This is a genomic window from Rhizobium mesosinicum (genome assembly GCF_019511345.1).
Classification (GTDB): domain Bacteria; phylum Pseudomonadota; class Alphaproteobacteria; order Rhizobiales; family Rhizobiaceae; genus Rhizobium; species Rhizobium mesosinicum.
The window spans coordinates 466,363-483,618 of record NZ_JAEUAK010000004.1 but is presented as its reverse complement, the minus strand read 5'-3'; the positions used below and the strand labels follow the sequence as shown (position 1 = coordinate 483,618).

Here is a 17,256-nt window from a genome sequence, read left to right as displayed (position 1 = left end):
ATCCGGCGGGTGTTGCTATCGCATGTTATGCAGCGTCGGCCTTGACCGGTTCGCCCTTGACGCGGACCTCGGAAATGCCGGTGCGGACGATGCGCACGCGCACGCCTTCGGCGATTTCGACTTCGACTTCCTTCTCGTCGACAACCTTCGTGACCTTGCCGACGAGGCCGCCGCCGGTAACGATCTGATCGCCGCGACGGATCGCCTTCAAGGTTTCCTCGCGCTTCTTGGCCTGCGCGCGCTGCGGGCGGATGAGCAGGAAATACCAGACCACCATCAGCGGCACGAACAGGATGATCATTTCGAGGCCTGAGCCGCCGAAAGCGCTCGTGGCGTCAGTTGCGCTCTGGGCAAATGCCGGGGTGATAAACATGCTAAGCTCCTCAGGCTATGGGCGGCGGACCCCCGCCTCTCTTTTCAAGTCGCCGGACTATAGTTGCAGCCTTTATGAATGCAACAAAAACAGCCGGAAAGCGTACCGATTCCGCTGCCTCATAACCTTTCCGCTGTGGAAACGCCATGCTACCCGGCATCAAAAAAGCGAAAGCAGATTATCGCTGCAATCTATGAAGGAGGCACCCGATGGCCGAAGAAATCAATAGCGTTCTGCTGCAGGAGCTGAAGAGGCTTGCGGATGCAGTCGAACGGCTGGCGGGACCGGCGCCTGCTGCCAACGACTGGAACGCCGCCGACTGTTTCGTCTGGTCCCCTACCCGCCTTTATCTACAGCCCGTCAAGCGCCCCAATCGCGTGGCGCTGAAGCTCATCCGCGGCGTCGATCATGTGCGCGACATCCTGCACGAAAACACCGTGCGTTTTGCCGAGGGTTATGCAGCCAACAACGTGCTGCTCTGGGGCGCACGTGGCATGGGCAAGTCCTCGCTGGTCAAGGCCGTGCATGAAGATGTGCGCCGCGAGAGCAGCGTATCGTTGAAACTCGTCGAAGTGCACCGCGAAGATATTGCCAGCCTGCCGATGCTCCTCGACCTCCTCAAAGATATACCACATCGTGTGATTGTCTTCTGCGACGACCTTTCCTTCGACCATGACGATACCGCGTATAAGTCGCTCAAGGCGGCGCTCGATGGTGGCGTGGAAGGACGTCCGGATAACGTGCTGTTCTATGCGACGTCCAACCGGCGCCACCTGCTGCCGCGTCACATGATGGAGAATGAGCAATCGACGGCAATCAATCCGTCCGAAGCCGTCGAGGAGAAGGTTTCGCTCTCTGACCGCTTCGGCTTGTGGCTCGGCTTCCATAAATGCAGCCAGGAAGACTACCTGACGATGATCGACGGCTACGCCGAACACTTCAAGCTCGGACTCGAGCGCGAGAAGATGCATGCCGAGGCGCTGGAATGGGCGACCACCCGTGGCGCCCGCTCCGGCCGTGTCGCATGGCAATATATCCAGGATCTGGCCGGCCGAATGCGCATCCATCTCGGCGGCGCTTGAGGTTCCCTAAATCGACAAAAGCCCGGCTGCTGGCCGGGCTTTTGCACTTTCCTGAAACGCTCTACCTGCTCAGGAATGTTCTCTATTCAAGGAACGTCATCGGGTTGACCGGGGACGCATCCTTGCGAACCTCGAAGTGCACTTGCGGCTGCTTGACGTTGCCACTCATGCCCGACATGGCGACCGTCTGGCCGCGCTGGATTTTCTGGCCGCGCGTGACGCTCAGTGTGTCGGCGTTGCCGTAGACGGTGACGGTGCCGTCGTCGTGACGAACAAGTACCGTATTGCCGAGCTCCTTCAGGCCGTTGCCGGCATAGATGACCACGCCGTTTTCAGCAGCCTTGATCGCGGTGCCTTGCGGAACCGAGATGTCGATACCGTCGTTGCGGCTGCCGTTGACGTTGGCGCCATAGGCCGCGATCACCTGGCCGCGAACCGGCCAGCGATATTTGCCGATGCCGGTTGCTTCCGGAGCGGCAGCGCTGACATCGGACTTCTTCTCGACATCATCGACCGTCTGTGTCGCGGCGGGAGCCTTGTAAGGCGCCGGCTGTGCGGAGGCCGTCTGGACCGGAGCTGCAGCCGGCTGGGCGGGCTTGGCCTGCTCGACCTTCTGGGCCGGGATGGAGGCCGTCTTGATCGCGTCGGCGGAAACTCCGCCGTTCGGAATCTTCAGTTCCTGACCGATGCGGATCGAGCTCGCCGACAGATTGTTGGCTGCCTTGATATCGTCGATATTGGCGCCCGTCGCCTTGGCGATCTTGGCAAGCGAGTCCCCCTGCTTGACCGTGTAGGTGCCCGTAGCACCATTTGGATTCTTGCCGCCTGCGGGAGGCGCCTTGCCTGTCGGGTCTGCGCTTGCGACGGTCTTGTCGCGAGCCGAATTAGCACCGGGAATGACAGCAACCTTCTGCTCCTGGCCCTTCGTCGGCTGCGGCAGGTTGCCGGGCTTGGAAAGATCGGCGGACTGGGCAGCGGCCTTGGCGGCATTGTTGCCGCCGTTAAAGGTCGGAATGAGGATCGCTTGGCCGGGCTGCGCCGCGGAAGCCGTCTTCAGATTGTTGACGCGCAGGATTTCCTTTTCCGGAACGCCATAGCGGCGGGAAAGGACAGCGATGTTTTCACCCGGCCGCAGCGTCACCGACGGCGCATTGATCCCCGACCAGCCTGAAACCTTCGGCGTCGTGCCCGTCGTCAGCGTATCGGGAGCAACCTTCGAAGCATTCACGCCTACCGGAGCGATGCGATCAGGCTTCGGGGCGGACGGGAACGGTTGAGCGAGAGCGACATCCCTTTCCCGCTGCCGAGGAGAAACGGACCCTGCGCTCGGCGGCGCGAGTTCGGTGCGTTGAACGGAAACCGGTGCGGATGCCATCCGTGCAGGGGAGCCTGAGGCGGCGACCGGATTGTAGCTCGGGCGGCCCGGATAGGGCTGGTTGACCGCGTCATTCTGAGCGTAGGACGGCTGCATGGCCGAACCACCGAGATCGGCGCGCGGCACCGGGTCGCCCTGCGGCCCGTTGAAACTCCTGCGCGGGATCGAATTCGTCGTCATCTGATCCTGACCGGAGGAGGAAAACAGACTGCCGAAACGTGTTACATCGGAGCTGCAGCCTGTTGCTGCACTCGCCAGCAAGGCGACGACCAGAAAATTGCCGGCCGACTTCCCGAACTTCGGCGAAAGACTGAAACGCATGACTCGACCCACTTAGAACGCAACCATTTGTGAGTCTATTAAAGCGCGTTAGTGTTACCATGCGGTTAAGGCGCTGGAATCAGTGCTTTATTTTTGAGAACTTGATAACCATAAGTTTGCGGGCGAAAAATCATAGCCCGGCGGGCTTTGCGCTCCGCTTGTCTAAAGCTGTGAAGCAAGCCGTGGAACAATCGGCAGATAGGGAGCGTCGAAAAGCTCTTCGCGCTCGAAGCGGCTGCCGGTCTTCGTCAGCCGCACCATGCGGCATTCGTTCTCGGAGGTCATCAGCGGCGCAATCATGGAACCGCCGGACACCAGCTGATCGGCATAAAAGCGCGGCATGGAGTTGAAAGCAGCGGTAACGACGATGCGGTCGAAGGTACCTTCACCCTGCATGCCGTTACTGCCATCGGCCTGACGGACAATGACACTGCGCAGACTGAGGGCTTCCATGCGGCGCTGGGCCGAAAGCGTCAGGGTCTTGTAACGATCGACCGTCAGCACGCGTTCCGCAATGCGACCGATGACCGCCGCAGTAAAGCCGCTGCCTGTACCGATTTCGAGCACCCGCTGGCCGGGACGGACCTTCAGGTGATGCAGAAGTCGGACGGCGAAATCTACGCCCTCAAGAAAGGCCCCGCACTCGATCGGGATCGTGCGGCTGGAATAGGCGTTCTCGGCAAATTGCGGCGGTACGAAAAGCGAGCGCGGCGTCTGCTCGACCGCTGTCAGCAGATCGATGTCGGAAATGCCTTCCGCGCGCAATCTCAAGACCAGCGCTGCGAAGCCTTCCTTCTCGGCCAGTTTTGCCGTCAACCCTTTACTCCGTGTCCGAGCGCCCGCGCCACGCGGTCCGTCACGGAATAATCGGTCAGATCAAGTTTCAAAGGTGTTACCGAAATCCTATTATGCCTGAGAGCGTGAATATCGCTGCCCTCGGTAAAGGCGCCGGCACGCTCGCCGAATTTCAGCCAGTAATAGGGAAAGCCGCGGCCATCCGTGCGCGCATCGACCTGCAGATTGAAGGCGAGTTTGCCCTGCGCCGTCACTTCGACGCCCTCGACTTCATCAGGGCGGCAGTTCGGGAAGTTGAGATTTAGGAAGGTGCCTTCAGGAAGATCGACGGTCATCAGGCTTTCGAGCAGCGCGGGCGCGTGCGCCTCGCACACCTCCCAGGGCAGGATGCGGGCACCGTCATCATAGATATAGGCCTGACTGAGGGCGAAGGAGCGCACGCCCTGCATCGTGCCTTCGATGGCGCCGGCGATGGTGCCGGAATAAGTCACGTCGTCGGCGACGTTGGAGCCGGAGTTGACGCCGGACAGAACGAGGTCAGGCTTGAAATCCAGCACCTGCTTTACGCCCATGATAACGCAATCGGTCGGCGTGCCGCGCAGCGCATAGTGCTTGTCGGAAATCTTCCGGAGCCTGAGCGGCTCCGAAAGGCTGAGCGAATGCGCAAGGCCGCTCTGGTCGGTTTCGGGCGCGACGATCCAGACATCGTCGGAGAGCGCCCTCGCGATCCGTTCCAGCGCACCCAGACCTTCGGCATGAATACCGTCGTCATTCGTCAGCAGGATGCGCATTGTCTCAAGCCGCCCGTTCGATCTTCGTCAGACCGCCCATATAGGGCAGCAAAGCGTCCGGAATCGTGACGGAACCATCCTCGTTCAGATAATTTTCCAAGACCGCGATCAGGCAACGGCCGACAGCGGTCCCGGAGCCGTTCAGCGTGTGAACGAACTTCGCCGCCTTGTCGTCCTTGCCGCGATAACGGGCGTTCATGCGCCGTGCCTGAAAATCGCCGCAGACCGAGCAGGACGAGATCTCGCGGAAGGCATTCTGTCCCGGCAGCCAGACTTCGAGATCATAGGTCTTGCGCGAACCGAAGCCCATGTCGCCGGTGCAGAGCGTCATGGTGCGGAAATGCAGGCCGAGACGCTTCAGTACTTCCTCTGCGCAAGCCGTCATGCGCTCGTGTTCGGCAATCGAGCTTTCTGCATCGGTGATCGAGACCAGCTCGCACTTCCAGAACTGATGCTGGCGCAGCATGCCGCGGGTATCGCGACCGGCAGAGCCAGCCTCCGAACGGAAGGACGGGGTAAGCGCAGTGAAGCGCAGCGGTAGCTTTTCCTGATCGAGGATTTCCTCGCGCACCAGGTTGGTTAGTGTGACTTCCGCAGTCGGGATCAAGTAACGGCCGTCCGTTGTCTTGAAGAGGTCTTCTTCGAACTTTGGCAGACTGCCGGTACCGAACACCGCCTCGCCCCGAACCATCAACGGTGAAGACACCTCGGTATAACCATGCTCAGTCGTATGAAGATCGATCATGAACTGACCGAGCGCACGCTCAAGCTTCGCAAGCGGGCCTGTAAGGACCGTGAAACGCGAGCCGGAGAGCTTGGCGGCGCGCTCGAAATCCATGTAGCCGAGAGCTTCGCCGATTTCGAAATGCTCTTTCGGCGTATGGTTCCAGCGTGGCTTTTCGCCGACGATGCGGGTGACGACATTGTCTTGCTCGTCCTTCCCGACAGGTACGTCGTCAAGTGGCACGTTCGGAATACGCGAGAGCTGGTCGTTGAGTTCGGCGGAAAGCGCACGCTCTTCCTCTTCGGCAGCCGGCAGCGTTTCCTTGATCTCGGCGACCTCGGCCTTCAGTTGGTCTGCGAGGTCGGTATTCTTCTGCGCCAGGGCTGCGCCGATCTCCTTGGAGGCGGCGTTGCGGCGGGAGAGCAGATCCTGCGCCTTCTGCACGGCGGAGCGACGCTTCTCGTCAACGGCGATGAGAGATTGCGACAGAGGTTCCGCTCCGCGCTTTGCAAGGGCGGCATCGAGAGCCTCGGGATTCTCACGGATCCATTTGATATCGAGCATCGTCGTTCCAGATCGTTTCAACAGAAATGAACCGGCGGGAGAAAACCCCCGACCGGATGGGAAACGGCAGAACTCCGAGAAATGTCGCGAACCGCTTAGACGCTGTCCGTCTTGGCGACGTCAGAGGATTCGCTGCCCTCTTCAAGCGCCTGCTTGGTACGCTGACGCTCCACGAGTCGTGCCGCGTAGATGGAAATCTCGTAGAGAAGGATCGTCGGCAGCGCAAGACCGATCTGGGACATGGGATCGGGGGGCGTCAGCACCGCGGCCACGACGAAGGCCAGAACGATCGCGAACTTGCGCTTTTCGGCGAGCCATTGCGACGTCAGCAGACCGACCCGGGCCAGCAGCGTCGTGATGACCGGAAGCTGGAAGACGAGGCCGAAAGAAAAGACGAGCGTCATGATGAGGCTCAGATATTCCGAAACCTTTGGCAGGAGCGAGATCGCCACCTCGTCATGGCCCGGTGCCTGCTGCATCGACAGGAAGAACCACATGACCATCGGCGTGAAGAAGAAATAAACCAGCGCGCCACCCATGAGGAACAGGATAGGCGATGCGATCAGGAACGGCAGGAAAGCCTGGCGTTCGTTCTTGTAGAGGCCGGGGGCCACGAACTTGTAGATCTGCGCTGCTATGATCGGGAAGGCGATCACGAGGCCGCCGAACATGGCGACCTTGACCTGTGTGAAGAAGAACTCCTGCGGCGCCGTATAGATCAGCTGCGCTTTCTCGACGTCGAGATTGGCCCAACTGACAGCAAGCTTGTAGGGATAGACGAGGTAATTGAAGATGTGCTTGGCGAAGATGAAGCACGCGATGAAGGCGATGAAGAAGGCGGCGATCGACCAGATCAGCCGCGTGCGCAGCTCCATCAAGTGCTCGATCAACGGCTGCGGTTTGTCTTGTATATCACCGCTCATGCCTCATCCTTCTTCTTTTTGGCGGCAGGCTTTGCGACAGCGGTCGGCTTCTTTGCCGCGGCAGCGCGCTTCGGCTTCTCGACCGGTGCTGCGACCAACGCAACCGCATCAGCCTTGTCTGCAGCCTTCACCCGGGGCTTGCGCACGGCCTTCGGCTTTTCGGCCACGGCGACCGGAGCAGCGGTGGCGGCAGCGACCGGCTGCGGCGCAGGAACGACCGGCGGCGTTTCCGGCAGGCTCATGGACGGCGCCGGCGCGGAAACTTCCGCAGGCGGCACTTCCGTCGCAGTCCCGGCACCCTGCTCCAGCGAGCGTTGTTCTGCCGGCTTGTCGACCTTCGTCGAATTCTGCAGGTCGGCCTTGATCTCGTTACCCATCTGGCGCAGCGGGTTCATCGCCTCGCGCAGGCTGTTGACCGGGTTGAGCTTCCGGGCGTCGCTGATCGTGCTACGCACGTCATCAAGCTCGGCTTCGCGCAGCGCTTCGTCGAACTGGGCACGAAACTCGCCCGCGACCTTGCGGGCACGTGCCGTCATCTTGCCGAAAGCGCGCAGCATCGGCGGCAGATCCTTGGGACCGACAACCACGATCAGAACGACCGCGATAACCAAGAGTTCGGTCCAGCCAATATCGAACATGCAAGGCTCCTGAACGGGCGGCGCGGGGGCAGCGCCCTTTCCCGTACGTGATTACTTCGTTTCGTCGGCCTTGTGATCGACGGTCTTTGCTGTTTCCGGCGCGTCTTCGTCCGTCATGCCCTTCTTGAAGCTCTTGATGCCCTTGGCAACGTCACCCATCAGTTCCGGAATCTTGCCGCGACCGAACAACAAAAGCACGATGGCCAGAACGATAAGCCAGTGCCACATGCTAAAAGAACCCATTACGCATACTCCCTGTTTCGGTGTCCCTCGATGTAAGAATTTCCGATCCGGTTTCCAACATCAATCCTTTTGGATTGAGCTTAATGTCACGGTATCAGCCTTTGTGACAAGCCATTCATCCATCGAAAAGTCGTGATTGACATTGTTTTGCGCGGGCGTGGCAAAAGCAAGACCAAGCTTCATCATTCCTCGGAGGCGCCACCCGGCGCGAGCAGTCCAAGCTCTTCAAGGTCCAGTTGTGTAATTGGATCCTCGTCCTCGGTCAGTTCATCGTTCATGAGGGGTGACGGAATGTTGAAATTGGCTGGGATGCGGCCAGAGAGAAGACCGGCGCCCTTCAGTTCTTCGAGACCCGGCAGGTCGCGCAGTTCCTCAAGGCCGAAATGATCGAGGAAATCACGCGTCGTGCCGAGCGTCACCGGCCGGCCCGGCGTGCGGCGGCGGCCGCGGAAACGCACCCAGCCCGCCTCCATCAGCACGTCTAGTGTGCCGCGCGAGGTCTGAACACCTCTGATATCCTCGATCTCGGCGCGCGTCACCGGCTGGTGATAGGCAATGATCGCCAGCACCTCAAGGGCCGCGCGGGAGAGTTTGCGGACTTCGTTCTCATCGCGGCGAATGAAGAAGGACAGATCGGCGGCAGTGCGGAAGGCCCAGGCATCATCGACCTGCACGAGATTGACGCCCCGCGGCGCGTAGTGGTCCTTCAGGCGCAGCATGATCTCGCGCGCATTGAATCCCTTCGGCAGACGCTCGGTGATGAAGCCTTCGGATACCGGCTGGGCGGAAGCGAAGACCAGCGCTTCGGCTATACGCTCCGCTTCGATCTCCGCCTGCAGATTGCGGGAAGCGTCTTCGCCTTCCCCATCTTCACCTTCAAAGTCCTCGTCCTGCGCGCCGATCAATCCGACTGCTCCTGTTCGACCACCTGCAGGGTGGCATGTTTCGGGCCGCGGCGCATATAGATCGGCTGGAAGGCGCCATCCTGGCGGATTTCCAGCTTGCCCTCGCGCACCAGCTCCAGCGAGGCGGCGAAGGCGCTGGCGACAGCGGTGACACGCTCAGCAGGGCTTGTGAGGTAACGCAGCAGATATTGCTCGAGCGCCGTCCAGTCGACGATATCGCCGATCATCTGGGTCAGCAGTTCGCGGGCATCAGTCAGCGACCAGACGTTGCGGCGCTCGATCGTCACCTGTGTGATCGCGTGACGCTGCCGCAATGACGCATAAGCGCTCAGCAGATCGTAGAGATTGGCATCATAATCGGACTGATGGCGAGCGGGAATATGCTCCGGCGCGCCGCGGGCGAAGATATCTCGGCCGAGCCGGTTGCGATTGACGAGACCGTCGGCCACCTGGCGCATCGCTTCCAATCGCTTGAGACGGAAGGCGAGCGTTGCAGCCATCTCCTCACCCGAGGGGCCGTCGTCCTTGACCTGCTGCGGGATCAGCAGCCGCGATTTCAGGTAAGCGAGCCAGGCCGCCATGACGAGATAATCGGCAGCCAGCTCGATACGAATACGGCGCGCGGTTTCGATGAACTGCAGATATTGTTCAGCAAGGGCGAGAACGGAAATCCGCGACAGATCGACCTTCTGGTTGCGGGCCAGGTAAAGCAGCAGGTCGAGCGGGCCTTCGAAGCCCGCGACGTCGATCACAAGGGCCGGCTCATGCGTGGCGCGCTCAGCGCCATTCTCCTGCCACAGCTTGTCCATCGGCGTCGATGCCATCTGAGACCGCTCTGTACCCTTGATCGTGTTCACCCTACCCTGCCTTTCCGGCCGTCCCTCATGCTATCGCGAACATGGCGTCGAATTCCGCCCTTAACACCACCTCTTCCGCAGAATCCGGCGTGGGGAAGCCGTCCTCGACGGCCTTCGTCCGTTCACGCGCAGGGCCTGCCAGCGGCGGTACATTTGCCACGACCTGACGCATCTCGTCCATATGACCGTTGCAGTGCAGCACGATATCGCAGCCGCCTGCAATGATATTCGCCGCTCGTTCCCCGATCGTGCCGGCAAGGGCGTTCATCGAGGTATCGTCCGATAGCAGCAGTCCGTTGAAGCCGATCTCGGTGCGGATCACCTCATCGATCACTTTATGGGAGGTGGTCGCCGGATTATCCGGGTCGATGGCCGTGAAGACGACATGGCAGGTCATCGCCATCAGCTCGTCCTTCATGCCAACGAAGGGCGGGAAGTCGTGGGTTTCCAGCTCCTCGCGCGACACCGTTACAACGGGCAGCTCCAGATGTGAATCCGCAAAACCGCGCCCATGCCCCGGCATGTGCTTCATAACCGGCAGCAGGCCGCCTGCTTTCAGCCCCTCGGCGGCAGCCCGGCCCATTTCCGTAACAGTGACGGGATCCCCGCCATAGGCCCTGTTGCCGATCACATTGCTGCTGCCTTCGACCGGCACGTCCAGCACCGGCAGGCAATCGACATTGATGCCGAACCTCTGGAGATCGAAAGCATGCAGGCGCGACATCAGCCAGGCGGCGCGCAGCCCAAGCGCCCGGTCGCGGCGATAGAGATCGCCAAGCGCCTGTCCCGGCGGATAGTGCTGGAGTATCGGCGGGCGGATGCGCTGAACGCGGCCGCCCTCCTGGTCGATCAGCACCGGTGCATGCCAACCGACGCATTCGCGCAGTTCGGCAACGAGATCGATGATCTGCTGGGCTTCGGAAATATTTCGCCCGAAGAGGATAAAGCCCCAGGGGCGTTCAGCCTTATAGAAGGCCTTCTCTTCGTCGGTCAGCTTGAGGCCGCTGCAGCCGAGGATCATTGCTTTTGATTCGGTCATACTCGAATCATAAGGGCCGCCCCGCGAATTGCGAGCGAGGTCAAGCGCCATCCCACAAAAAAAGAACGGCGGGACAAGCCCGCCGTTGCGACAGAGAAAACCCGAAAGCTTACTTGGAGATCAGGCAGCTTCCGCCAGCCGAACGATACTGCTCGCAAAGGACGGCAGCCTCATCCTTGGAGCCGGCCGGGATGCGGACGCGGTAGAAAGTACCCTTCCCGGCAATATCGGCCTTGCGGATTTCGTAGGCGCGGCCACCAAGCACGCCGGCGAACTTCTTCGACAGGCTGGCGTAGGACTTCTTTGCCTCATCCTCTGATGGCAGCGATGCGATCTGGATACCGTAGCCACCGCTTGCAGCGGCCGGAGCCTGCTGTGCCGGCTGAGCAGCGGCTGCTGCCGGGGCTGAGGCGACTTGCGTCGGCTTCTGCTGAGCCGTCGGGCGGACATTACCGTTTTCCGTTACCGTACTAACGACATTGACCGGCTGTTCGGCCGGGCGGGCCGTCGGTACAGGCGCCGTATCAGTCGAAGGCGCGGATGCTGCATCGGTAATCGGTGTCGTCTTGACCGGGCGAACCGGCGGGTCGACCTGATTTGCGTTTGCGGCGTTCACTTCGGCCATCTTGGCGGTGGTCTGAACCGGCTGGGCTGCAGGCGCTGCACCGACGGGCGGAAGGGCGGCGGACGCAACCTGATTGCCGGTGCTGGCCGGGAAACTTGCAGCAGACGGCGTCGCGGCCGGCTGGGCTGCAGGCGTTGCCGATACAACTTCCTTTGCCGGCGCGGACTGCTCGGCAGGTGCCGGCTCTTCGCGGGCAACGAGGGTACCGTCCGGCTTGACGATCATCGTGCGGACCTTGCGTGGCGAGACGGACGGCGTTGCATCGTCATTGGCCGTGGAGGCATCCGCAGTCGCGTTATGGTCCGGCAGCAGCCGCGGATCCTGCGTCTCGCCGACGGCAGTCGGCAGGACCGAATCGCCAGTACCCTCGTCGTCATCAGGCGAGACTTCAGGCGTCAGTGTGCGCTGGACGACATCGACCGGCTGCTCGTCGGAGGAGACCAGAGCCTTCTGTTTCGGCTCTTCGGCGGCACCCGCGACACGATCATAGACGGCCTTGTCCTGGTTCGGCACGGTCTTGCCGCCCGGATTTTCGGGAGCGACCTTTACCGGATTCTTGTCGGCGGTAATGACGCGCGGCTCGCCGGAACCGGCGATGCTGAGGCCGGAACCGTTGGATACCCAATTGTAGACGCCATATGCGCCGCCAACAAAAACGACCAGCATGGCGGCTGCAGCCAGCAGGCGGCGCATGGAGCGAGCGCGGTTGAAATCCGCGGTCTGGCTTGCTGATTCGATATGGACTTCGGAAACGTTCTCGCGGCGCTCGACCGGCTCGCGCACGCTGCGGCGGAAGTCCTCTTCCAGCGCGCGTTCGAAATCATCAAGACCGTCAGCAAAGGCGGTGCTTGCCGGCTTGGCGGCAGCGGCGACCGTTGCGGCAGCTGCCGGAGGCGCCCAGGCAGTGGAAACCGGCGCCTTTTCGTGGCGCTTGGCAGGTTCAAAGAAGCTCGCGATCTCGGCATCGAGATCGAAATCGAAGTCGGCGGTCTTGGCGATCGGTTCCGGATGCTCCACAGGCGGCAGCGTCGGAACATGCATATCCTCGACCGTCTCGGGACGATCTTCCGGATCGGAGATCATCGAGGGATCGAAGGGCAGATCCTCGGTGGATTCACTTGCCGGCGCTGGCTTGGCGTAGTTCACCGGTGCCGGCTGCGGCTCCGGCACGAAAACCGGTGCGGATTGCGGCTGCAAACGTGCCGTAGGCTGAGCTGCGACCAAAGGCGCTGCACGCACAGGCTCGGGCTTCGGCTGAGGAGCCGGCGGCTCGGAGAAATCGAGATCAGCGAGCTCCAGCTCGATGCCGGCGAGATCCAACTCGAAATCGTGGCCGGCAAAGGGATCTTCGGCTTCCATTTCCGGCTGACGTGCGACCGGCGCGGGCGCGACAGGCTGCGAGACCGGCTCTACCGGCTCCCGAACCGCCGGCTTCGGCGCTTCGGGCTGGCGAAGAACGGGCGTCGCACGGCTCATCGGCACGGGCGCGATCACCATCGGCTGCGCAGGTGCGCGAGCAACGGGCGCTTCGAAGACAGGAGCCTCAAGGACGGGAGCCTCGAAAACAGGCGCGGCAGGTACCTCGACCGGTTGCGGCGCCACCGGCGCGGCAACAAGTTCGGGCGCAGCGCGCTGAGGCACTGGATAACGAGAGACATCCGCCAAGAGATCGTCGAGATCGAAAGCACCCGAATCGAAGGCTGGCTCCGGCGGCGCTTCCGTCAGGGCAGCATCGGCGTGAACGTCGCCTTCGGCTGTAGCGGCAATCAGATCGAAACCGGCATTGTCGGGTTCGGCCGGCTCTTCGAAGGCTGCAACATCTTCAACCGTTGCGACAGGCCCTTCAGGAAGGGCGATTTCTTCATGGCGATCGATCTCGGCCGGAAAACCAAAGGATGCCGCAACCGGCTCGAAGTCCGCGGCTTCAACCCCGGTGACCGGCAAAGTCTCTTCAGCTACCTCGGGCTCAACCACTTCGGGTTTAACCGTCAATTCAGGCTCGGCCGCAAATTCGGGTTCGACAGCGAAGGCATCGACCGAAGCCTGAGCCGGCTCAAGAACGGGTGAATCGACGACAGGCGCCTCGATGACCGGCTCGGATAAAACCGGCTCTTCGCGACGCGGTGCGTGAAAATTGGCGAGCGGCAGACGAATACTGGCAGCCGACCACTGCGGCGCCTTCGCCGGCGGCTGAACGGCCGGAGCGACGGAGCCGCCGATCGAAAGCTCAAGCTCCTCGATCAGATCGCGGGCGCCACCGTAGGCCGTGAAGGTAACAGGAGGTTCTGCGGGAACGGCGACCGGCTTCGACGGAGTGGGAGCCCAATCGGTAGCGACAGGCGCTTCCCATTCGGCTGCGACCGGTTCAGGCGCAGCTACTTCGGGAGCTACGGAAGCTTCCTGAGAAAATTCGGGCTCGACGACAGGTGCCTCGAAATCGGACACAACCGACGGGGCAAGCTCTTCGCCGATGGAGGGCACGTCCTCGTGGACCGGCTCGACATAGTCGTAGGTTTCGACGTCCTGAACGACTGGCTCGGCCGGATGATCGAGAGCAGCCAAAGGACGCGGCGCGTCATAGCGCTCGAACTCACGGAGAAGCTCGTCCTCGAGATTGAGAGCCGGCTCCTGCCGTGACGGTTCGCTTACGGTATTGGCCGCGACGCGAGGTTCAAAGCCAACAATACGAGCGAGTTCTGCCAACGGATCGTCGTCGGCAAACATATCGTCTTTACCACGCGTGTCATACGCAAGTCGTTTATCAGCCATGCCCATCCCACTCAGAAACGCAAACACTCAAATGCCAGCGCATTGTGGGGAAATGGTGACGTTATCGCATTTCGTCCGGTGCGGCAGTGCCTGTAATGGCAAGTCCCGACTTCAAAACCGACGCGACGGCGTACACCAGCCCAAGTCTGGCAATACTTGATTCTCGGTTCTTATCGTTAACAAATCGTAATTCCGTCTGATCTTTACCTTTGTTCCAGTGGGCATGGAAGGCGCTGGCAAGATCATAGAGGTAAAAAGCGATGCGATGCGGCTCCTGAGACTGGGCTGCACTTTCCACGATACGCGGGAATTCTGCAGCCTTGGCAATCAGCTGCAATTCGGCGGAATCCGTAATGCCTGCAACGGATTGCGCCAGAAGCTCTGGCGTCGGTGCGAGATCGGGGAAGGCTTCCTTCGCCTGCCGGAATACGGACATGCAGCGGGCATGCGCATACTGCACGTAAAAGACTGGATTATCTTTGGATTGCTCCGTTACTTTGGCGAAATCGAAGTCCAACGGCTCCGAATTCTTGCGGTAAAGCATCATGAAGCGAACCGAATCACGTCCGACTTCTTCGACGACATCGCGCAATGTGACAAAATCGCCCGAACGCTTCGACATCTTAACCGGCTCACCATCGCGGTAGAGCTTGACGAGCTGGCAGAGCAGCACCGTCAGCTTCGCCTTACCGTCAGAGACGCCACGGGCGACTGCCTCGAGGCGCTTGACGTAACCGCCGTGGTCGGCGCCGAGCACATAGATCATTTCATTGAAGCCGCGGTCGAACTTGTTCTTGAAGTAGGCAAGGTCGGCAGCGAAATAGGTGTAGGAACCGTCCGACTTGATCAGCGCACGGTCGATATCGTCGCCGACCTCGGTCGAGCGGAAAAGCGTCTGCTCGCGGTCTTCCCAGTCCTCGGGCAGTTGGCCCTTCGGCGGCGGCAGCGTGCCCTTGTAGACATAGCCTTTGAAGGTCAGGTCGTTGATGGCGGTGCGGATCGCGGCCGCGCCATTAGCATGCAGCGTACGCTCCGAGAAGAAGATGTCGTGATGGACGTTGAGGGCGGCCAGATCCTCGCGGATCATCACCATCATCATCTCGATGGCGCGATCCTTGACGATCGGCATCCATTGCTCTTCCGGCATGTTGTGCAGGCGCACACCATATTCGGCAGCGAGCGATTCTCCGACCGGGACCAGATAGTCGCCGGGGTAGAGACCGGATGGAATCTCGCCGATCTTCTCGCCGAGCGCTTCGCGGTAGCGAAGGAAGACAGATCGGGCGAGCACATCAATCTGTGAGCCGGCGTCGTTGATGTAATATTCTTTGACGACGTCATAGCCGGCAAAGGCAAGCAGATTTGCCAGCGCATCGCCGACGACGGCCCCGCGGCAATGACCGACATGCATCGGGCCGGTCGGATTTGCCGAGACATATTCGACATTGACCTTCTTGCCCTGCCCCAGTCCCGAGCGGCCATAGCCGGTGCCCGATTGGATCATCGAGGCAAGCAGGCGCTGCCAATAGCCGACCGAGAGCCGGATATTGATGAAACCCGGGCCGGCGACCGAAACCTCGGCGACGTCGATGTCTTCCTGCAGCTTGGCGATGATGATTTCGGCGAGTGCACGCGGATTGGTGCCGAGCGGCTTGGCAAGCACCATGGCAGCGTTGGTCGCGACATCACCGTGGGTCGCATCACGCGGCGGCTCGACGGCAATGCGACCGAAATCGAGCTCGGATCGCTTTTCCTTGACCAGATCGAGCTGTTCAAGGGCGTTTTTAATCCTGGCTTCAAAATCGGTAAAAAGGTTCATCGCACTCTTCCATGCACAGGCTGTGCCAACAGGTTTGCCGGCGGCTGCCGGGCGCCCGCTGCCTATCGCAAATCCGGAGTATGGTCAAACAATCGCCTGTGGGCACTGATGGCATAGGTATCCGTCATGCCCGCCAAATAATCGCCGACATGGCGGGCTTTCGGCGCATCGGAGAGACCGGCGATATGGTCTACCCAATAGTGGCTCTGCATCTCCTTGGGATTGGCCATGTAGGCGCTGAAGAGATCCTTGACGATCTGGGCGGCGCCGGCGCGGATGCGCATAATATCGGTATTCCGGTAGATGCGCTTGAAGAGCATCGCCTTGATCTGCCTGTCGGTCTCGGCCATCTCATCCGAAAAGGTTGCGATCACGTGATCAGCCTTACGGATATCATCGGCGCTGTGCGGTTTCAGCTCTGCGAGGCGCTTCTGCGCCACGCCGATGACGTCCTCGACCATGCGTGTGATCTGGCGGCGCATGATCTCATGCGTGAAGCGGCTCGGTTCCAGATGCGGGTAACGCTCCCTGACCTCGGCCATCAGACCGGCAAGAAACGGAATTTCTTCCAGCATCTCGAAATTCAGGTAGCCCGAGCGCAAGCCATCATCGATGTCATGGGTATTGTAGGCGATGTCGTCGGCGATCGCTGCTGCCTGGGCTTCAAGGCTCGCATAGCTCGCCAATTCCAGATCGTGCAGCTCGCAATAGTCGAGAATCGGTTGCGGCACCGGTCCGCGGGTGCCGACACCGTCGGACGTCAGCAGCGGACCGTTGTGCTTGACGAGACCTTCGAGGCTTTCCCAGGTCAGATTGATGCCGTCGAATTCGGCATAACGCCGCTCGAGTTTGGTCACGATGCGCAGGGATTGGGCATTGTGGTCGAAGCCGCCATAGGGCAGCAATTCTTCATGCAGCGCATCCTCGCCCGTATGGCCGAAAGGCGTATGGCCGAAATCATGGACGAGCGCCACGCCCTCGGCCAGATCCTCGTCAGCCTTCAGGGCGCGGGCAAGCGCGCGTGCGATCTGCGCTACCTCTATCGTATGCGTCAGGCGCGTACGGTAATGGTCGCCGTCCTGGGCAATGAAAACCTGCGTTTTGTGCTTCAGCCGGCGAAAGGCCGTTGTATGAATGATACGGTCGCGGTCGCGTTGAAAATCGGAACGCGTCGGACTGCCGCTCTCCGGATAGAGACGCCCGCGCGAGTTCCATGGATCTGCCGCATAATCCGCCCGTTCCCCGTAACCGAAACCCAATGCATGCCTGTCGAAGCTCATTCTTCACCGTCACCAACGCGTTGCGACATTGCCCATTGACGCCGCTTTCCGCTCTTCATACCTATAGCTTACAGAAACGGCAAAGAGGCGCTTTGTCGACCGCTTCGCCAGATCCTGCCCTTTAAGGAAGGAT

The 17,256-nt window shown here is 60.8% G+C and carries 15 protein-coding genes; 1 reads left to right on the top strand and 14 read right to left on the bottom strand.

From position 1 onward, the window contains the following. Nucleotides 1–25: 25 nt before the first annotated feature. Nucleotides 26–373 (bottom strand): preprotein translocase subunit YajC, encoded by a 348-nt coding sequence (yajC, locus tag JNB85_RS13255; protein ID WP_007813582.1) that lies wholly within the window; start codon nucleotides 371–373, stop codon nucleotides 26–28. Nucleotides 374–582: 209 nt separating this feature from the next. On the opposite strand from yajC, the gene JNB85_RS13250 reads away from it, so the two are divergent. Continuing rightward, on the top strand, nucleotides 583–1,455 hold the full coding sequence (locus JNB85_RS13250; protein ID WP_220334755.1) for an ATP-binding protein: 873 nt from the start codon (nucleotides 583–585) through the stop codon (nucleotides 1,453–1,455). An 82-nt stretch (nucleotides 1,456–1,537) separates the two neighbouring features. Here JNB85_RS13250 and JNB85_RS13245 read toward each other — a convergent pair whose 3' ends face one another. From JNB85_RS13245 to JNB85_RS13185, 13 genes are all read right to left on the bottom strand, one after another. After that, nucleotides 1,538–3,151, bottom strand: coding sequence for a peptidoglycan DD-metalloendopeptidase family protein (locus JNB85_RS13245; RefSeq protein WP_220334754.1), 1,614 nt, complete (start codon nucleotides 3,149–3,151; stop codon nucleotides 1,538–1,540). A gap of 162 nt (nucleotides 3,152–3,313) precedes the next feature. Continuing rightward, entirely contained in the window at nucleotides 3,314–3,967 is a 654-nt protein-coding gene (locus JNB85_RS13240) for a protein-L-isoaspartate(D-aspartate) O-methyltransferase (RefSeq protein WP_220334753.1), read from the bottom strand. After that, nucleotides 3,964–4,737 carry a 5'/3'-nucleotidase SurE gene (surE, locus tag JNB85_RS13235; RefSeq protein WP_220334752.1) on the bottom strand — a complete coding sequence of 258 codons (774 nt, stop codon included), beginning with the start codon at nucleotides 4,735–4,737 and terminating at the stop codon, nucleotides 3,964–3,966. Before surE ends, JNB85_RS13240 begins: the two co-directional genes overlap by 4 nt. 4 nt (nucleotides 4,738–4,741) lie before the next feature. Beyond that, complete coding sequence (serS, locus tag JNB85_RS13230; protein WP_220334751.1) at nucleotides 4,742–6,025, bottom strand: serine--tRNA ligase; 1,284 nt, start codon at nucleotides 6,023–6,025, stop codon at nucleotides 4,742–4,744. A gap of 95 nt (nucleotides 6,026–6,120) precedes the next feature. Then, nucleotides 6,121–6,948, bottom strand: a complete 828-nt coding sequence (tatC, locus tag JNB85_RS13225; RefSeq protein ID WP_220334750.1) for a twin-arginine translocase subunit TatC — start codon at nucleotides 6,946–6,948, stop codon at nucleotides 6,121–6,123. Then, nucleotides 6,945–7,586 carry a Sec-independent protein translocase protein TatB gene (gene tatB, locus JNB85_RS13220; protein WP_220334749.1) on the bottom strand — a complete coding sequence of 214 codons (642 nt, stop codon included), beginning with the start codon at nucleotides 7,584–7,586 and terminating at the stop codon, nucleotides 6,945–6,947. Before tatB ends, tatC begins: the two co-directional genes overlap by 4 nt. A gap of 51 nt (nucleotides 7,587–7,637) precedes the next feature. Further along, the gene (locus JNB85_RS13215) at nucleotides 7,638–7,829 is read right to left on the bottom strand and encodes a twin-arginine translocase TatA/TatE family subunit (RefSeq protein WP_183743626.1); all 192 of its coding nucleotides are present in this window, start codon (nucleotides 7,827–7,829) and stop codon (nucleotides 7,638–7,640) included. A 182-nt stretch (nucleotides 7,830–8,011) separates the two neighbouring features. Then, the gene (gene scpB, locus JNB85_RS13210) at nucleotides 8,012–8,734 is read right to left on the bottom strand and encodes an SMC-Scp complex subunit ScpB (RefSeq protein WP_220334748.1); all 723 of its coding nucleotides are present in this window, start codon (nucleotides 8,732–8,734) and stop codon (nucleotides 8,012–8,014) included. Then, nucleotides 8,731–9,591 (bottom strand): segregation and condensation protein A, encoded by an 861-nt coding sequence (locus JNB85_RS13205; RefSeq protein ID WP_220334747.1) that lies wholly within the window; start codon nucleotides 9,589–9,591, stop codon nucleotides 8,731–8,733. The genes scpB and JNB85_RS13205 overlap by 4 nt, the downstream gene beginning before the upstream one ends. A 25-nt stretch (nucleotides 9,592–9,616) precedes the next feature. Next, the gene (gene nagZ, locus JNB85_RS13200) at nucleotides 9,617–10,630 is read right to left on the bottom strand and encodes a beta-N-acetylhexosaminidase (RefSeq protein WP_220334746.1); all 1,014 of its coding nucleotides are present in this window, start codon (nucleotides 10,628–10,630) and stop codon (nucleotides 9,617–9,619) included. Nucleotides 10,631–10,739: 109 nt separating this feature from the next. Further along, on the bottom strand, nucleotides 10,740–14,024 hold the full coding sequence (locus JNB85_RS13195; RefSeq protein WP_220334745.1) for an SPOR domain-containing protein: 3,285 nt from the start codon (nucleotides 14,022–14,024) through the stop codon (nucleotides 10,740–10,742). 61 nt (nucleotides 14,025–14,085) lie between these two features. Next, entirely contained in the window at nucleotides 14,086–15,843 is a 1,758-nt protein-coding gene (gene argS, locus JNB85_RS13190) for an arginine--tRNA ligase (RefSeq protein WP_220334744.1), read from the bottom strand. Nucleotides 15,844–15,905: 62 nt separating this feature from the next. Continuing rightward, complete coding sequence (locus tag JNB85_RS13185) at nucleotides 15,906–17,123, bottom strand: deoxyguanosinetriphosphate triphosphohydrolase (protein WP_220334743.1); 1,218 nt, start codon at nucleotides 17,121–17,123, stop codon at nucleotides 15,906–15,908. Between the last annotated feature and the right edge of the window lie 133 nt (nucleotides 17,124–17,256).